Origin of the sequence: Nitratireductor arenosus (assembly GCF_009742725.1) — a bacterium.
GTDB classification, from domain to species: domain Bacteria; phylum Pseudomonadota; class Alphaproteobacteria; order Rhizobiales; family Rhizobiaceae; genus Mangrovimarina; species Mangrovimarina arenosa.
The window spans coordinates 307,477-320,539 of sequence record NZ_WPHG01000004.1 but is presented as its reverse complement, the minus strand read 5'-3'; the positions used below and the strand labels follow the sequence as shown (position 1 = coordinate 320,539).

The window sequence follows — 13,063 nt, the reverse complement described above, 5'->3', positions numbered from 1 at the left end:
GTTTCGGTACGGCGGTCGAATTTTTCGAAAAATACTTTAAAATCAGGTGTCTAGACGTCTTTTCGCAGGCGCCTGTTCAAACGCCCATCTACAAGAGTGTTACATCGAATACACATTGCGCAGGCGACATGAGTGGATATCTACCCATCGTCGCGACCGCCGAGGCCGAGCTTCTTCATCTTGTCGTAAAGGCCTTTGCGCGAAATCCCGAGCGCCTCGTAGGTTTCCTTCTGGCGTCCGCCGTGGCGCTTCAACTCGGCCTCGATGACAGCGCGTTCGAAAGCCGCGACCCTGTCGGCCAGCACATTGGCACCGTCGGGCGGGGCAGGGTCATCGGGCGAAACGCCGCGCCACAGCCCGAGTACCCAGCGATCGGCGATATTACGCAATTCGCGGACATTGCCTGGCCAGTCATGGGCTGTGAGCTCGGCCTCCAGCGCCGGGGTCATTTCGGGCATGTCGCGGCGGTAGCGGGCGCGTGCCTCGCGCGCCAGATGGGCGAACAGCAGCGGGATATCGTCGCCGCGCTCACGTAAGGGCGGGATTTTCAGCGCGGCCACATTGAGCCGGTAGAACAAATCGGCGCGGAACCGGCGTGCCTCGCTCTCGGCCTTGAGGTCGGCCTTGCTGGCCGCGACGAAACGGACATTTAGCGGGATCGGGCGGTTGGAGCCGAGGCGTTCGACGGTGCGGTGCTCGATGGCGCGCAACAGCTTGACCTGAAGGTCGAGCGGCATCGATTCGATCTCGTCGAGGAAGACCGTGCCGCCGTCGGCGTGTTCCAGCTTGCCGATACGTAATTTCTGCGCGCCGGTGAAGGCGCCGGCCTCGTGGCCGAACAACTCGCTTTCGAAAATGTCCTTCGGCAGCGCGCCGCAATTAATGGCGACGAAATTGGCCTGCGAGCGGTCGCCGAAATCGTGCAGGGCACGCGCCACGACCTCCTTGCCGGAGCCGGTCTCGCCCAGAATGAGCACGTCGGCGTCGGTGCCGGCAAGCGCGGCGATCTCTTCGCGCAGGCGTCGCATCGCCGGATTGCGGCCGACCAGGCGCGTTTCCAGATTGCCGGAGGCGTCGAGTGTTTCGCGCAGGACCCGGTTTTCCAGCACCAGGCGGCGCTTTTCGATGGCCCGGCGCACCACCGATGTCAGGCGGTGAACAGGGAAGGGTTTTTCGATGAAATCGTAGGCGCCGTCGCGCATCGCCTGTACCGCAAGCGCGACCTCGCCGTGGCCGGTGATCAGCACGACCGGCAGCGCCGGGTCGATTTCCAGGCAGCGGCGCATGAAATCCATGCCGTCCATGCCGGCCATGCGGATGTCGGTAACGATGCAGCCATAGAGCTCGCGGCTGATGTCGGGCAGCGCGTCCTCGGCGCTGCGATAGGCGATGACGGCGAGATCCTCGATCTCGAAACCCTGGACGAGCGCCGGGCGCAGATCATCGTCGTCGTCGACGAGCAGGATGCGGGCATCGCTCACGAGGCCTTGGCCAGCGTTTGTGGGGCCGATGCGGCGGCGGACAAAAGCACGGTGAAGCGTGCGCCGCCGCCGGGGGTGCTGGAGATGCGCACCGCGCCACCGAATTCGCGCACGATATTGTAGACGATGGACAGGCCGATGCCGACGCCTTCTCCAACCCCTTTGGTGGAGAAAAACGGCTCGAACACCTGCTCGCGCAGCGCATCGGGAATGCCGGGGCCATTGTCTTCCACCGTCAGCGCGACGCGGGCGCCGGCGCGGCGTGCGCCAATCGTGACCAGGGGCGTGTCGGACCGGCCCTGCGAGCCGATACCGGAGAGCGCATCGAGCGCATTGTTGAGCAGGTTGACTACCACTTGGGTGAGGCGCAGCTTGCCGCCGCGCACCACGAGGTCCTGCGGAATGCTCTCACGCCGGATCTCGATACCGGCGCTGCGCGCCCTCGGCCCGATAAGCATCAACGCCTCCTCCAGCACCGGGGCGAGGGCGACATCGCCGATTTCGGTGCCCGGCTTGCGGGCGAAGGACAAGAGCGTGCGCGACAGTTCCGACATGCGGTCGACGAGACCGGAAATGCGTGCGAGCGCCTCGCTCGCGGCTTCCGCGCGGCCACGTTGCAGAAAGGCGGTCGCATTGTCGGCATAGGTGCGAATGGCGGCCAGCGGCTGGTTGTATTCATGGCTGAGGGTGGCCGACATCTGCCCGAGCGCGGCGAGCTTGGCGGCCTGGATCACCTCGTTCTGGGCCTTGCGTAATTGCGCTTCGGCCTCGGTGCGTTCCCTGACCTCGTGGGCAAGGGCCGCGTTGGCCTGGGTCAGGTCGGCGGTGCGCTCCTGGACCAGATGTTCGAGCCGATGCGCTTCGGCCTCCGCGCGCGCCTGGCGCAGCGCGAACGCCTCGCGGCGCTTGACGAGGAAGAAGGAGAGGCTGCCGGCGAGCAGGGCCGCCAGCACGACGACCAGACCGGCCGTGCGTCCGGCGGCCACCACCGGCGCGCGGTCGGCCAGCACATGCAGGGTCCAGCCCATCAAGGGCAGGTCACGCCGGGCGGGGATGTAGCCGAGGCCGGGTTCGCCGGTTTCGGCGACCACGCCGTCTCCGTCTGGATCGCCGCTCAGAACCGCGTCGCCGCCCGCCGGGCCGAACAGGCGGCGCTGGTTCCATTGCGGGCGGTTGGAGATGAAGACAAGGCCGCCGGCATCGGCCACGGCGATGGGATTGGCCGAAAGCGACCAGGTCTGCTCGATCCGGTCGATACGCACATAGACCGCGATCACCCCGACCAGCGCGCCGCCGCGCCGGACGGACGCGGCGAACACGTAGGCGCGTTCATTGTCGTCCGACCGGGTTTCGCGCCCGAGACGGCCCTGTCGCGCGGCGTCGAGCAGGGCGTTTTCGTTGAGGCGCGAATTGTCGAATATGCCGCGCGCCGAGGCGAAGATGCGTCCGGTCGCGTCGGCGAAGGCGACATCTTTGGCGCCGGAATAGCCGGCGATCTCGAAGGCGACGTCGCGGGCCGCCTTGCGCGCCTCGCCTTCGTTCGGCCGGGCGAACAGGGCCATGATGTCGTCGCGCCGCGCCAGCAGAGGCGGCAGCAGGCGGTATTTTTCCAGCACGCCCGTCAGGGTTTCGGCTTGCAGCGCCAGCGCCTCGCTGGCAGACGCCTCGACCGCGCGGCGCGCCTGGGCGCTGCCGAAGGCATAGGCAATCCAAGCCAGCACCGCGCCACATAAAAGCGTCGCGGCCAGGACTGCAAAGCCGATGCGCGCATAGCGCCCGCGAATAAGGCTTTCGCCGGCATGGATTTCGGCCGGACCCACATTCCCCTCCCTGTGCGCCTTGTCCGCAGACTTGCTGTGGTGATGCGGCGGCGCGCTTATTTTGCCATGGTTTGAGCAAAATATCGGTGCGCGTCCAGCCTTTTTTGGCCCGCCGCGCCTGCCCATGCCAGAGATGGCGCGGTCGCTGCCCTGGCGCCATGATCTGGATCAAGCAAGGCCGGGTGTCCGGACCGGTCGTCCTCAGGCGGTTTTTTGGTCGAACAGCGGCAGGATCCAGTCGCGGAAGGCCCGTGTCTTGGGCGCGTTGCGCCGCGCCTCCGGATAAACGAGGAAATATCGCTGGCCCTCCGTGCCGACGATGTCGAAGGGCTGGACCAGAAGGCCGGCCTCGATTTCCTGCCGGTAGAAGGCCGTGGTCAGGAGTGCCACCCCCTGGCCGGCAATTGCCGCGCTCGCTTCCACCGATTGCGAACCCAGGCTGGTCCGCGGCCGCCCTGCGAGCGCGTCGGCGGCAAGTCCGGCGCGCACCAGCCAGTCGGGCCACCAGGGGTCGTTGGGCGATACGATCGGCAGCTTCAGCAGGTCGACCGGCTCGCGCAATCCGCCGACCGAGGCGGCCAGGCGAGGCGACAACATCGGCGAGAAATCGGTGCCGATCAGTTGGTGCTCGACCAGGCCCGGCCAGCCGCCCGACCCGGCCCGGATGGCAACGTCGGCCTCGTTGCGGGCGAAGTCGATGACCTTTTGCTCGGTCTCGATGCGGACTGCGATGCCGGGATGGGCAAGCTGGAATGAGCCGACATGACGTGCGAGCCACGCGGTGGCGAAGGTCTGCAGCGTGTTGATGACCAGGGTGCCCTGGGCGCCGTGGCGCGCTTCCTGCCATGCGGCCGCGATATGTTCGAAGGCCTCGCTGACCGCCGGCGCCAGTCGGCGGCCGATCTCGGTGAGCGCGATCCGGCGCGGGCGGCGCACGAAAAGCGGTGTTCCGACCCGCTCCTCCAGAACCTTGATCTGGTAGCTGACGGCTGACTGGGTCATGCCGAGCTCGCCGGCCGCGCGGGTGAAGCTGCCGTGCCGGGCGACGGCCTCGAACGCACGGATCGCAGCCAGCGGAGGGAGCTGTGTGGCCATGATGCATGAAACTCCCTTATGTATCCCGATTGCCGTTTGATTGGAAAAGCAAGGCTTTTCGAGCCAGTTATGTCATCGACGCATCAATCGTCGATCATAAGGAAGGAGCCTAGCCATGGCTACCGCAGATCATCTTCCCCGGCTTTTCGCGCCCCGCGGCCGTTTCTGGCTCATGCGACTTGCCGCTCACATCGTCCGCCTGCGTCCCGGTTCCCGTCGAAACCGCCTCGACCCGCGTTTGCTTCCCGATCATCTCAAGCGCGACATGGGGTTCGCGGACGGCAACGATCCGCGCGGGCGGCGGGCGCAAAACCCGGATTGGCCGGACGTGATCTGAGCGGCGAGGTCGGAATAGGGTGTTATCGCACCTATATATGCAATATAATGCAGAAATCTCCGCCGGCATAACCCAACCAACTGAGATACATCGGAAAATCGACGAAACACAGCCTGGACATTTGCCTTAGCCACATAGACACGCAGAAGGGCGCTTGCACTCTCGAGTGCGTTTGTGCATCATATCGCACAAATCCGCCGCCTGACCATGGCCGAAGCGGATCCAAAATCGCATTCGGGAGGGCATGGTTTTGGGCCAGGAGAACGGCAACGCCGCCGCCTATTTCATCGACCGGCATGTCGCGGCGGGGCGCGGCGACGGCGTCGCCTTCGTCGAATGCGGGCAGGACGGACGGCGGCTAACTTATGCCGGGCTGTCGCGGGAGGCCGGCCGCATGGCCGATCTGTTTGCGCGGCACGGGGTGCGGCGCGAGGATCGGGCTGCGATGATCGTGCTCGACCAGGTCGAGTTCCCGATCATCTTCTGGGGCGCGCTGAAGGCCGGCGTCGTGCCGGTGCCGCTCAACACGCTGCTTTCGGCCGATTATTACGAGATCATCCTGGCCGACAGCCGCGCCAAGGCGCTGTTCGTGTCGCGCGAGCTCTTGCCGGTGGTCGCGCCGATCCTCGGCCGGCTGCCGGATCTCGCCACGGTGTTCGTCGTCGGCGGCGCGGTGGACGGGCATGCGGATTTCGCCGCCGAACTCGCCACGAGCCGGGACGGCGGCACGGTCGAGGCGAGCGCGGACGAATGCGCCTTCTGGCTTTATTCGTCGGGCTCGACCGGCCGGCCGAAAGGGGTTCGCCATCTGCACGGCAGCCTGAAGGCGACCGCCGATACGTTCGGCGCAAAAATTCTCGGCATGCAGGCGGACGATGTCGTGTTGTCGGCGGCCAAGCTGTTCTTCGCCTACGGGCTCGGCAACGCGATGACGTTTCCGATGGCGGCCGGCGCGACGGCGGCGCTCTTCAAGGGGCGGCCGACGCCGGACGACATGTTCGCCGCCACCGCCCAGATCAGACCGACGGTCTTTTGCGGCGTGCCGACGCTTTACGCCGCCATGGTGGCCGCCGCCGGCGGGGCGCGGCCGGACGGGATGGACAGGCTCCGGCTTTGCGTGTCGGCCGGCGAGGCGCTGCCGGCCGAGATCGGCAATGGCTGGAAGGCGGCGACCGGCGTCGACATTATTGACGGGGTCGGCTCGACCGAGATGCTGCACATCTTCCTGTCGAACGCACCCGGCGACATCGTCTACGGCACCTCGGGCGTGGCCGTGCCGGGCTACGCATTGCGGCTGGTCGACGAGACCGGCGGCGAGGTCGGCGTCGGCGAGGTCGGCGAGCTTCTGGTCGACGGTCCCTCGGCGGCGGAGAATTATTGGAACCAGCGCGAGAAGAGCCGCTCGACCTTCGAGGGGCGCTGGACGCGCACCGGCGACAAATACGAGCGCACCGCCGAGGGCCGCTTCGTTTATTGCGGGCGCACCGACGACATGTTCAAGGTCTCGGGCATCTGGGTGTCGCCGTTCGAGGTCGAGCAGGCGCTGGTGACCCATCCCGACGTGCTCGAGGCGGCGGTGGTGGCCGACCGTGACGAGACGGGGCTGGAAAAGCCGCGCGCCTTCGTCGTTTTGAAGGGCGAGGCCGCCGGCGACGGGCTGGAACAGGCGCTCAAGGACCATGTGAAGGCCAAGGTCGGCGCCTGGAAATATCCGCGCCGGATCGATTTCGTGCCCGACCTGCCGAAGACGGCGACCGGCAAGATCCAGCGTTTCAAACTCAGACAGGGAGTGGCCTGATATGTGGACCAGCGGCGAAGGCATGGTGATCCGGACCCGGGGCGTGTCGCTCGAGGGCAGGGGCTACGGCCCGACGCCGGAGCGCGCGCCGACGATCGTGCTGCTGCACGAGGGGCTGGGTTGCGTCGAGCTGTGGCGCGATTTCCCGCAAAAACTCGCCGAGGCGACCGGTTATGGCGTGTTCGCCTATTCCCGGCAGGGATATGGCCGTTCGGACGCGGCCCTGCTGCCGCGCCCGCTCGACTACATGACCCGCGAGGCGGTCGACGTGCTGCCCGACGTGCTCAAGGCGATCGGCTTCAAGAAAGGCGTGCTTGCCGGCCATTCCGACGGCGCCTCGATCGCCGCGATCTATGCCGGCTCGGTCCAGGATCACCGGGTGCGCGGGCTGGTGCTGATGGCGCCGCATTTCTTCACCGAGCCGATGGGGCTCGACGCGATCCGCGACGCGCGCCAGGCCTATGACGAGGGCGACCTGCGCGCGCGGCTCGGGCGCTATCATCGCGATGTCGACAACGCCTTCCGGGGCTGGAACGACGCCTGGCTCGATCCGACATTCGAAGCCTGGAACATCGAGGAGGTGATCGCCTATATCCGCGTGCCGGTGCTGGCGATCCAGGGCGTCGACGACCAGTACGGCACGCGCGCCCAGATCGAAGCGCTCGAGACGCAGAGCTACAATCCGGTCGACGTTGCGATGTTGGAAGACTGCCGGCATTCGCCGCATATCGACCAGCCGGACCGCACGCTCGCGGCGATGGCCGAATTTGTCGGGCGGCTCGACGCGATCGAGGCCGCCGAGGCGGAGGCGGCCTAATCGGCGAGGCGCGAACGGTGCCGGACAACAGCATGTCCGATCGCATTTTCAGTCAGGCCGGGGCCTTGCCGCTGCCGGACACCGCCTTCGTGCCCGGCGTGACGCGCCGGCCCGAAAGCGGCGTCTTCATCGACGTCGCCGATGCCGCGCCGGAGACGACCGATCCGGCCGGCTGGGCCGACAACCAGGCCTGGCTCTACGGTTTCGCGCTCTACGGCAACGGCTTCTTCTGGGAGGCGCACGAGGTCTGGGAGCCGGTGTGGATGGGGCTCAGGCCCAACAGCGCCGAGCGGATGCTCGTTCAGGGCATGATCCAATTGGCCAATTGCTGCCTGAAACTCGGCATGGGGCGGCCGCGCGCGGCCGCCCGCCTCGCCCATCACGCGGCCGACTGCCTATGGAACGCGGGGCATGGCCGCACGGCGCGCGTGATGGGGGTCGACGTGGCGCAGCTCGCCGAAGCGTCGGTCGCCTATGCCGTGGCGATCGACGCGGAAGCCGGCTCCGGCGCCTTGGAGCGTCTCGTGGCACGGCGTCCCGTGCTGGAATGGAAATTATGAATTATAATGCATAAAATCACCCCAAAAAGACCAAGATTCCTGTGAAATATCGCAGTAACTTTCCAGATTGGGCTTGGAATTTGCATCATATTGCACTAGAGTGCAGCAAGAAGGTGGAGGCAGAGCGTGGCCAAGATAATCGATTTCCAGACCGACCCGTCGCAGTATCGCCACTGGCGGATCGATTATGACGGCGAGGTCGCGCATCTGTTCATGGATGTCGACGAGAATGGCGGCCTGTTCGAGGGCTACGAGCTCAAGCTCAATTCCTACGATCTCGGCGTCGACATCGAACTGGCAGACGTGGTCCAGCGGATGCGCTTCGAGCATCCCGAAATCAAAGTCGTTGTCCTGCAGTCGGGCAAGGACCGGGTGTTCTGCGCCGGCGCCAATATCCGCATGCTGGGCGGGGCGGCCCACGCCCACAAGGTCAATTTCTGCAAATTCACCAACGAGACCCGCAACACGTTCGAGGCGGCGGGGGCGGAGTCCGGGCAATATTACATCTGCGCCGTCAAGGGCGCGTGCGCGGGCGGCGGCTACGAACTGGCGCTTGCCTGCGACCACATCATCCTGGCCGACGACAGCTCGTCCTCGGTCGCGCTGCCGGAAGTGCCGCTGCTGGCCGTGCTGCCGGGCACGGGCGGGCTCACCCGCGTCACCGACAAGCGCAAAGTGCGCCGCGACCACGCCGACGTGTTCTGCTCGATCGAGGAGGGGGTGAAAGGACGCCGGGCCAAGGACTGGCGTCTCGTCGACGACGTTGTGCCCAACACCAAATTCGCCGAGACGGTCGCGGCCCGCGCCCGCGAATACGCGGCCAAGTCGAAGCGGCCCGCCGACGCCAAAGGGATCGCGCTGACGCCGCTCAAGCGCGATATTTCCGAGGACGGATCGGTGACCTATTCGAGCGTCGAGGTCGAGATCGACCGCGAAAAGCGCATCGCGCGGCTGACCGTGCACGGTCCCGACGCCCCGGCGCCGGCCTCGGTCGAGGCGCTGCACGCCGAGGGGGCCGAAAGCTGGATGCTGCGGGCGGCGCGCGAACTCGACGACGCCATTTTGCATCTGCGCAACAACGAACTCGAGATCGGCGTCATCGTGTTTCGCACCCAGGGCGACCCGGCTCTGGTCGCCGTGCATGAAGCGTTTCTGCTCGACAATCGCGACGACTGGCTCGCCAACGAGATCCTGCTTTACTGGAAGCGGGTTTTGAAACGGGTCGACATGACCTCGCGCTCGCTGGCGGCATTGATCGAGCCGGGCTCCTGTTTCGCCGGACCCCTGGCCGAACTCGCCTTCGCCGCCGACCGCTCCTACATGGCTGACGGCGAGTTCGAGGGCGACAACCGGCCGGTCGCGACCCTGACCCTGACCAAGGGCAATTTCGGGCCGTACCCGATGTCGAACGACCTCACCCGCCTTGAGACGCGCTTTCTCGGCGAACCGGCAAGTGTCGGGGCCGCCGAGGAACGGATCGGTGAGGCGCTGGAGGCGGACGCTGCGAGCGAGCTCGGCCTGGTCACCTTCGCCTTCGACGATATCGACTGGGAGGACGAGGTGCGTATCTTCCTGGAGGAGCGGGCGAGCTTTTCGCCGGATGCGCTCACCGGCATGGAGGCCAATCTGCGCTTCGCCGGGCCCGAAACCATGGAAACGCGCATTTTCGGCCGGCTGACGGCCTGGCAGAACTGGATATTCCAGCGTCCCAACGCGGTCGGCGAGACCGGCGCGCTGCAGCGCTACGGTACCGGTCTGCGCGGCGAATTCGACATGAAGCGGGTGTGAGGAAAGCGCCACGAGGCGCGTGGGCGCGGCCCTGCGGGCCGGGCATGCTTCCTTCGTCCAGTGACCAATCACGGCTTAAAGTCTTGCGGGAGTGACCAATGTCCGAATTGCTCAATGTTTCCTACGACACGATGATCCCCAACAATGTCGGGCTTTCCTCCGACCGGCGCGTTCTCAAGGCGCTGGAGAAGTGGCACCCGGGCTACATCAATTGGTGGAACGACCTGATCCCGCAGAAATTCCAGGAATCGCTGGTCTATCTGCGCACCGCGATCTCGGTCGATCCGAAGGGCTGGGCCAAGTTCGACTACGTCAAGATGCCGGATTATCGTTGGGGCATCCTGCTCGCGCCGCAGGTCGAGGATCGCCGCATCCCGTGCGGCGAACAGTATGGCGAACCGGCCTGGCAGGAAGTGCCGGGCGAACACCGCGCCATGCTGCGCCGGCTGATCGTCATCCAGGGCGACACCGAGCCGGCCTCGGTCGAACAGCAGCGCCATCTCGGCAAGACCGCGCCGTCGCTCTACGACATGCGCAATCTGTTCCAGGTCAATGTCGAGGAGGGGCGGCATCTGTGGGCGATGGTCTATCTCTTGCAGAAATATTTCGGCGCCGACGGCCGCGAGGAGGCCGACGAATTGCTGCGCCGCTCGTCGGGATCGGAGGAGGCGCCGCGCATGCTGGGCGCCTTCAACGAGGCCACGCCCGACTGGCTGTCCTTCTTCATGTTCACCTATTTCACCGATCGCGACGGCAAGATGCAGCTCGAAAGCCTGGCCCAGTCCGGCTTCGACCCGCTGTCGCGCACCTGCCGCTTCATGCTGACGGAGGAAGCGCACCACATGTTCGTCGGCGAGACCGGCGTGGGCCGGGTCATCCAGCGCACCTGCGAGGCGATGAAGGAGGCCGGCATCGAGGATCCCTATGACATCCAGGCGGTGCGCGCGCTCGGCGTCATCGATCTGCCGACGATCCAGAAGAAGCTCAACCTGCACTACACGCTGTCGCTCGACCTGTTCGGCTCGGAAGTGTCAACCAACGCCGCCAACGCCTTCGCCGCCGGCATCAAGGGCCGCTATCAGGAAACCAAGATCGACGACGACCACCGGCTCAAGGACGCGACCTATCCGGTCGTCCAGCTCGTCGACGGTAAGGTGGTGACGGCCGATCTGCCGGCGCTGTCGGCGATCAACATGCGGCTGCGCGACGATTATATCCGCGACTCCCAGGGCGGCGTGAACCGCTGGAACGCGATGATCGCCAAGATCGGCGTGCCCTTCGAGATGAAGCTGCCGCATCCCGGCTTCCATCGCCAGATCGGCGTGTTCGGCCCGGCTCACATCACGCCCGAGGGCGAGACCGTGTCCGCCGAGGCTTGGGAAAACAAGCGCGACGAATGGCTGCCGTCCAAGGCCGATGGCGACTATATCGCTTCGCTGATGGTGCCGGTGTGGGAGCCGGGCAAGTTTGCCGGCTGGATCGCGCCGCCGCGTGTCGGGATCGACAACAAGCCCGGCGATTTCGAGTATGTGCAACTGCACATGGCGTGAGGATCCGCCCCTCATCCGCGGCCTGTGACACAAGCGGATGAGGGGTATCGCGAACGAACCCCGGAGCGAAGACATTCATGACCGCGCTCGCCAAACAGCATCTGATCGATCCGGAAATCTGTATCCGCTGCCACACCTGCGAGGAGGCGTGCCCGATCGACGCGATCACCCACGACGACAACAATGTCGTGGTCGACGCCTCGATCTGCGATTTCTGTATGGCCTGCATCGCGCCGTGCCCGACCGGCTCGATCGACAATTGGCGGATCGTCAAGACGCCCTATTCGCTGGAAGAGCAGCTTTCCTGGATGGAGTTGCCCGAACAGGAGGAATTCGAGGCCGGGGATGGGGCGGGCGGCGGCGCGATCGAGGCGCTGGACGACGAGGTCGCCGCACTCCTGGCCGAGGCGCACAAGGGCGCCGGCGGCGCGGCAAAGGCGCCTGCATCCGCGGCCAAGCCGACCGTCAACCTGTTCACCGCCGCCAGCCCGGCGATCGCCACCGTGCAAGGCAATTACCGGCTGACCGGCGACAACGCCGATTCCGACGTGCGCCACATCATCCTCGACCTGGGCACGACCTCGTTTCCCGTGCTGGAGGGCCAGAGTGTCGGCATTGCGCCGCCGGGCGCTGACGAGAGCGGCCGGCCGCACCGCATGCGGCTTTATTCGGTGTCCTCGCCGCGCGACGGCGAGCGCCCGAACACCAACAATCTGTCCCTGACCGTCAAGCGCGAGCCGCACGGGCTGGCCTCCAATTATGTCTGCGATCTCAAGCGCGGCGACCAGGTCCGGCTCACCGGCCCGTTCGGCTCGACCTTCCTGATGCCGAACGACGCGCGCGCCACCATTTTGATGATCTGCACCGGCACCGGCTCGGCGCCGTTTCGCGGCTTCACGATGCGCCGCCAGCGCGCCTCGTCGGGCGAGACCGGCGGCATGATGCTGGTGTTCGGCGCGCGCCGGCCCGATTCGCTGCCCTATTTCGGGCCGCTGAAAAAGGTGCCGGACGCGCTGCTCGACAAGCATCTGGTGTTCAGCCGGGTCGAGGGAACGCCGCGCGAATATGTCCAGGACCGGATGCGGATCGAAAAGGACAAGATCGCGACCATGCTGGCATCCGACACCACCCATGTCTATGTGTGCGGGCTCAAGGCGATGGAAGCCGGCGTGGAGGAGGCCTTTGCCGACATCGCGCGCGGCGCAGGGCTCGACTGGAAGGCGGTGCGCGACGCCATGCGCGACACCGGCCGCTACCATGTCGAGACCTATTAGCGGAGCAACTGGACGATGGATGCCAGGACCGACGACAAGGCGCCACGGGTCGAGGCAGCTAGCGGTTTCGTGCATAGTGTGCACGTGCGCTGGGCCGATTGCGATCCGGCGCTGATCGCCTATACCGGCCGCATTCCCTATTTCGCGCTCGAGGCGATCGACGCCTGGTGGGAGGCCCATGTCGGCCAGGACTGGTACCGGCTCAATCTCGACCGCAATGTCGGCACGCCGTTCGTGCATATGAGCCTCGATTTCCGCGCGCCGGTCACGCCGCGGCACCCGCTTGCCTGCGCGGTGACGTTAAAAAAACTCGGCGAAAGCTCGGTGCGGTTTTCCGTCGCCGGAAGCCAGGACGGGGTTCTGTGTTTCGAAGGCACGTTCGTGTGCGTGTTCGTCGAGGCGAAATCGTTCCGCAAGATGGCCGCGCCGCCGGATATCCGCGCCCTGATCGGGCCGCTTGCCGTGTCCGGCTGACGGCGACGGCAGTTCTTGCGAAACTCGGCAATTTGTGCATTATAATGCATAAATTGAAACGGATCGTGA

10 protein-coding genes are annotated in these 13,063 nt (G+C 65.9%); 7 read left to right on the top strand and 3 right to left on the bottom strand.

Annotation, left to right across the window (positions count from 1 at the left end; all coding sequences use genetic code 11):
• Nucleotides 1–140: 140 nt before the first annotated feature.
• The 3 genes from GN330_RS17965 to GN330_RS17955 all read right to left on the bottom strand — a co-directional run bounded on the left by GN330_RS17965 (nucleotide 141) and on the right by GN330_RS17955 (nucleotide 4,396).
• A complete protein-coding gene (locus GN330_RS17965; RefSeq protein WP_343040848.1) occupies nucleotides 141–1,481 on the bottom strand; it encodes a sigma-54-dependent transcriptional regulator in 1,341 nt (446 codons plus the stop codon).
• Complete coding sequence (locus GN330_RS24140) at nucleotides 1,478–3,301, bottom strand: ATP-binding protein (RefSeq protein ID WP_197435225.1); 1,824 nt, start codon at nucleotides 3,299–3,301, stop codon at nucleotides 1,478–1,480. Before GN330_RS24140 ends, GN330_RS17965 begins: the two co-directional genes overlap by 4 nt.
• Nucleotides 3,302–3,502: 201 nt before the next feature.
• Nucleotides 3,503–4,396, bottom strand: coding sequence for a LysR substrate-binding domain-containing protein (locus GN330_RS17955; protein ID WP_156714092.1), 894 nt, complete (start codon nucleotides 4,394–4,396; stop codon nucleotides 3,503–3,505).
• Between the two features lie 581 nt (nucleotides 4,397–4,977).
• Between GN330_RS17955 and GN330_RS17950 the strand changes: the two genes are divergently transcribed.
• The 7 genes from GN330_RS17950 (at nucleotide 4,978) to GN330_RS17920 (ending at nucleotide 12,994) form a co-directional block, all read left to right on the top strand.
• Nucleotides 4,978–6,531: a benzoate-CoA ligase family protein gene (locus GN330_RS17950; protein ID WP_425487180.1), complete on the top strand. Its 1,554-nt coding sequence runs from the start codon at nucleotides 4,978–4,980 to the stop codon at nucleotides 6,529–6,531.
• A gap of 1 nt (nucleotide 6,532) precedes the next feature.
• Nucleotides 6,533–7,348, top strand: a complete 816-nt coding sequence (locus GN330_RS17945; RefSeq protein ID WP_156714091.1) for an alpha/beta fold hydrolase — start codon at nucleotides 6,533–6,535, stop codon at nucleotides 7,346–7,348.
• A gap of 32 nt (nucleotides 7,349–7,380) precedes the next feature.
• Nucleotides 7,381–7,908, top strand: a complete 528-nt coding sequence (locus tag GN330_RS17940; RefSeq protein WP_156714090.1) for a DUF309 domain-containing protein — start codon at nucleotides 7,381–7,383, stop codon at nucleotides 7,906–7,908.
• Nucleotides 7,909–8,034: 126 nt separating this feature from the next.
• Nucleotides 8,035–9,696: a 2,3-epoxybenzoyl-CoA dihydrolase gene (gene boxC, locus GN330_RS17935; protein WP_343040846.1), complete on the top strand. Its 1,662-nt coding sequence runs from the start codon at nucleotides 8,035–8,037 to the stop codon at nucleotides 9,694–9,696.
• 98 nt (nucleotides 9,697–9,794) lie between these two features.
• Complete coding sequence (boxB, locus tag GN330_RS17930; protein WP_156714089.1) at nucleotides 9,795–11,246, top strand: benzoyl-CoA 2,3-epoxidase subunit BoxB; 1,452 nt, start codon at nucleotides 9,795–9,797, stop codon at nucleotides 11,244–11,246.
• Nucleotides 11,247–11,323: 77 nt separating this feature from the next.
• Complete coding sequence (boxA, locus tag GN330_RS17925; protein WP_156714088.1) at nucleotides 11,324–12,520, top strand: benzoyl-CoA 2,3-epoxidase subunit BoxA; 1,197 nt, start codon at nucleotides 11,324–11,326, stop codon at nucleotides 12,518–12,520.
• A 15-nt stretch (nucleotides 12,521–12,535) separates the two neighbouring features.
• Complete coding sequence (locus tag GN330_RS17920; RefSeq protein ID WP_156714087.1) at nucleotides 12,536–12,994, top strand: acyl-CoA thioesterase; 459 nt, start codon at nucleotides 12,536–12,538, stop codon at nucleotides 12,992–12,994.
• Nucleotides 12,995–13,063 lie beyond the last annotated feature (69 nt).

Bases quoted from the DNA above. Each gene is read 5' to 3' on its own strand.
- GN330_RS17940 (WP_156714090.1), top strand. From the start codon at position 7,381: ATGTCCGATCGCATTTTCAGTCAGGCCGGGGCCTTGCCGCTGCCGGAC.
- GN330_RS17950 (WP_425487180.1), top strand. From the start codon at position 4,978: ATGGTTTTGGGCCAGGAGAACGGCAACGCCGCCGCCTATTTCATCGAC.
- GN330_RS17945 (WP_156714091.1), top strand. From the start codon at position 6,533: ATGTGGACCAGCGGCGAAGGCATGGTGATCCGGACCCGGGGCGTGTCG.
- GN330_RS17955 (WP_156714092.1), bottom strand. From the start codon at position 4,396: ATGGCCACACAGCTCCCTCCGCTGGCTGCGATCCGTGCGTTCGAGGCC.
- boxB (WP_156714089.1), top strand. From the start codon at position 9,795: ATGTCCGAATTGCTCAATGTTTCCTACGACACGATGATCCCCAACAAT.
- boxA (WP_156714088.1), top strand. From the start codon at position 11,324: ATGACCGCGCTCGCCAAACAGCATCTGATCGATCCGGAAATCTGTATC.
- GN330_RS17920 (WP_156714087.1), top strand. From the start codon at position 12,536: ATGGATGCCAGGACCGACGACAAGGCGCCACGGGTCGAGGCAGCTAGC.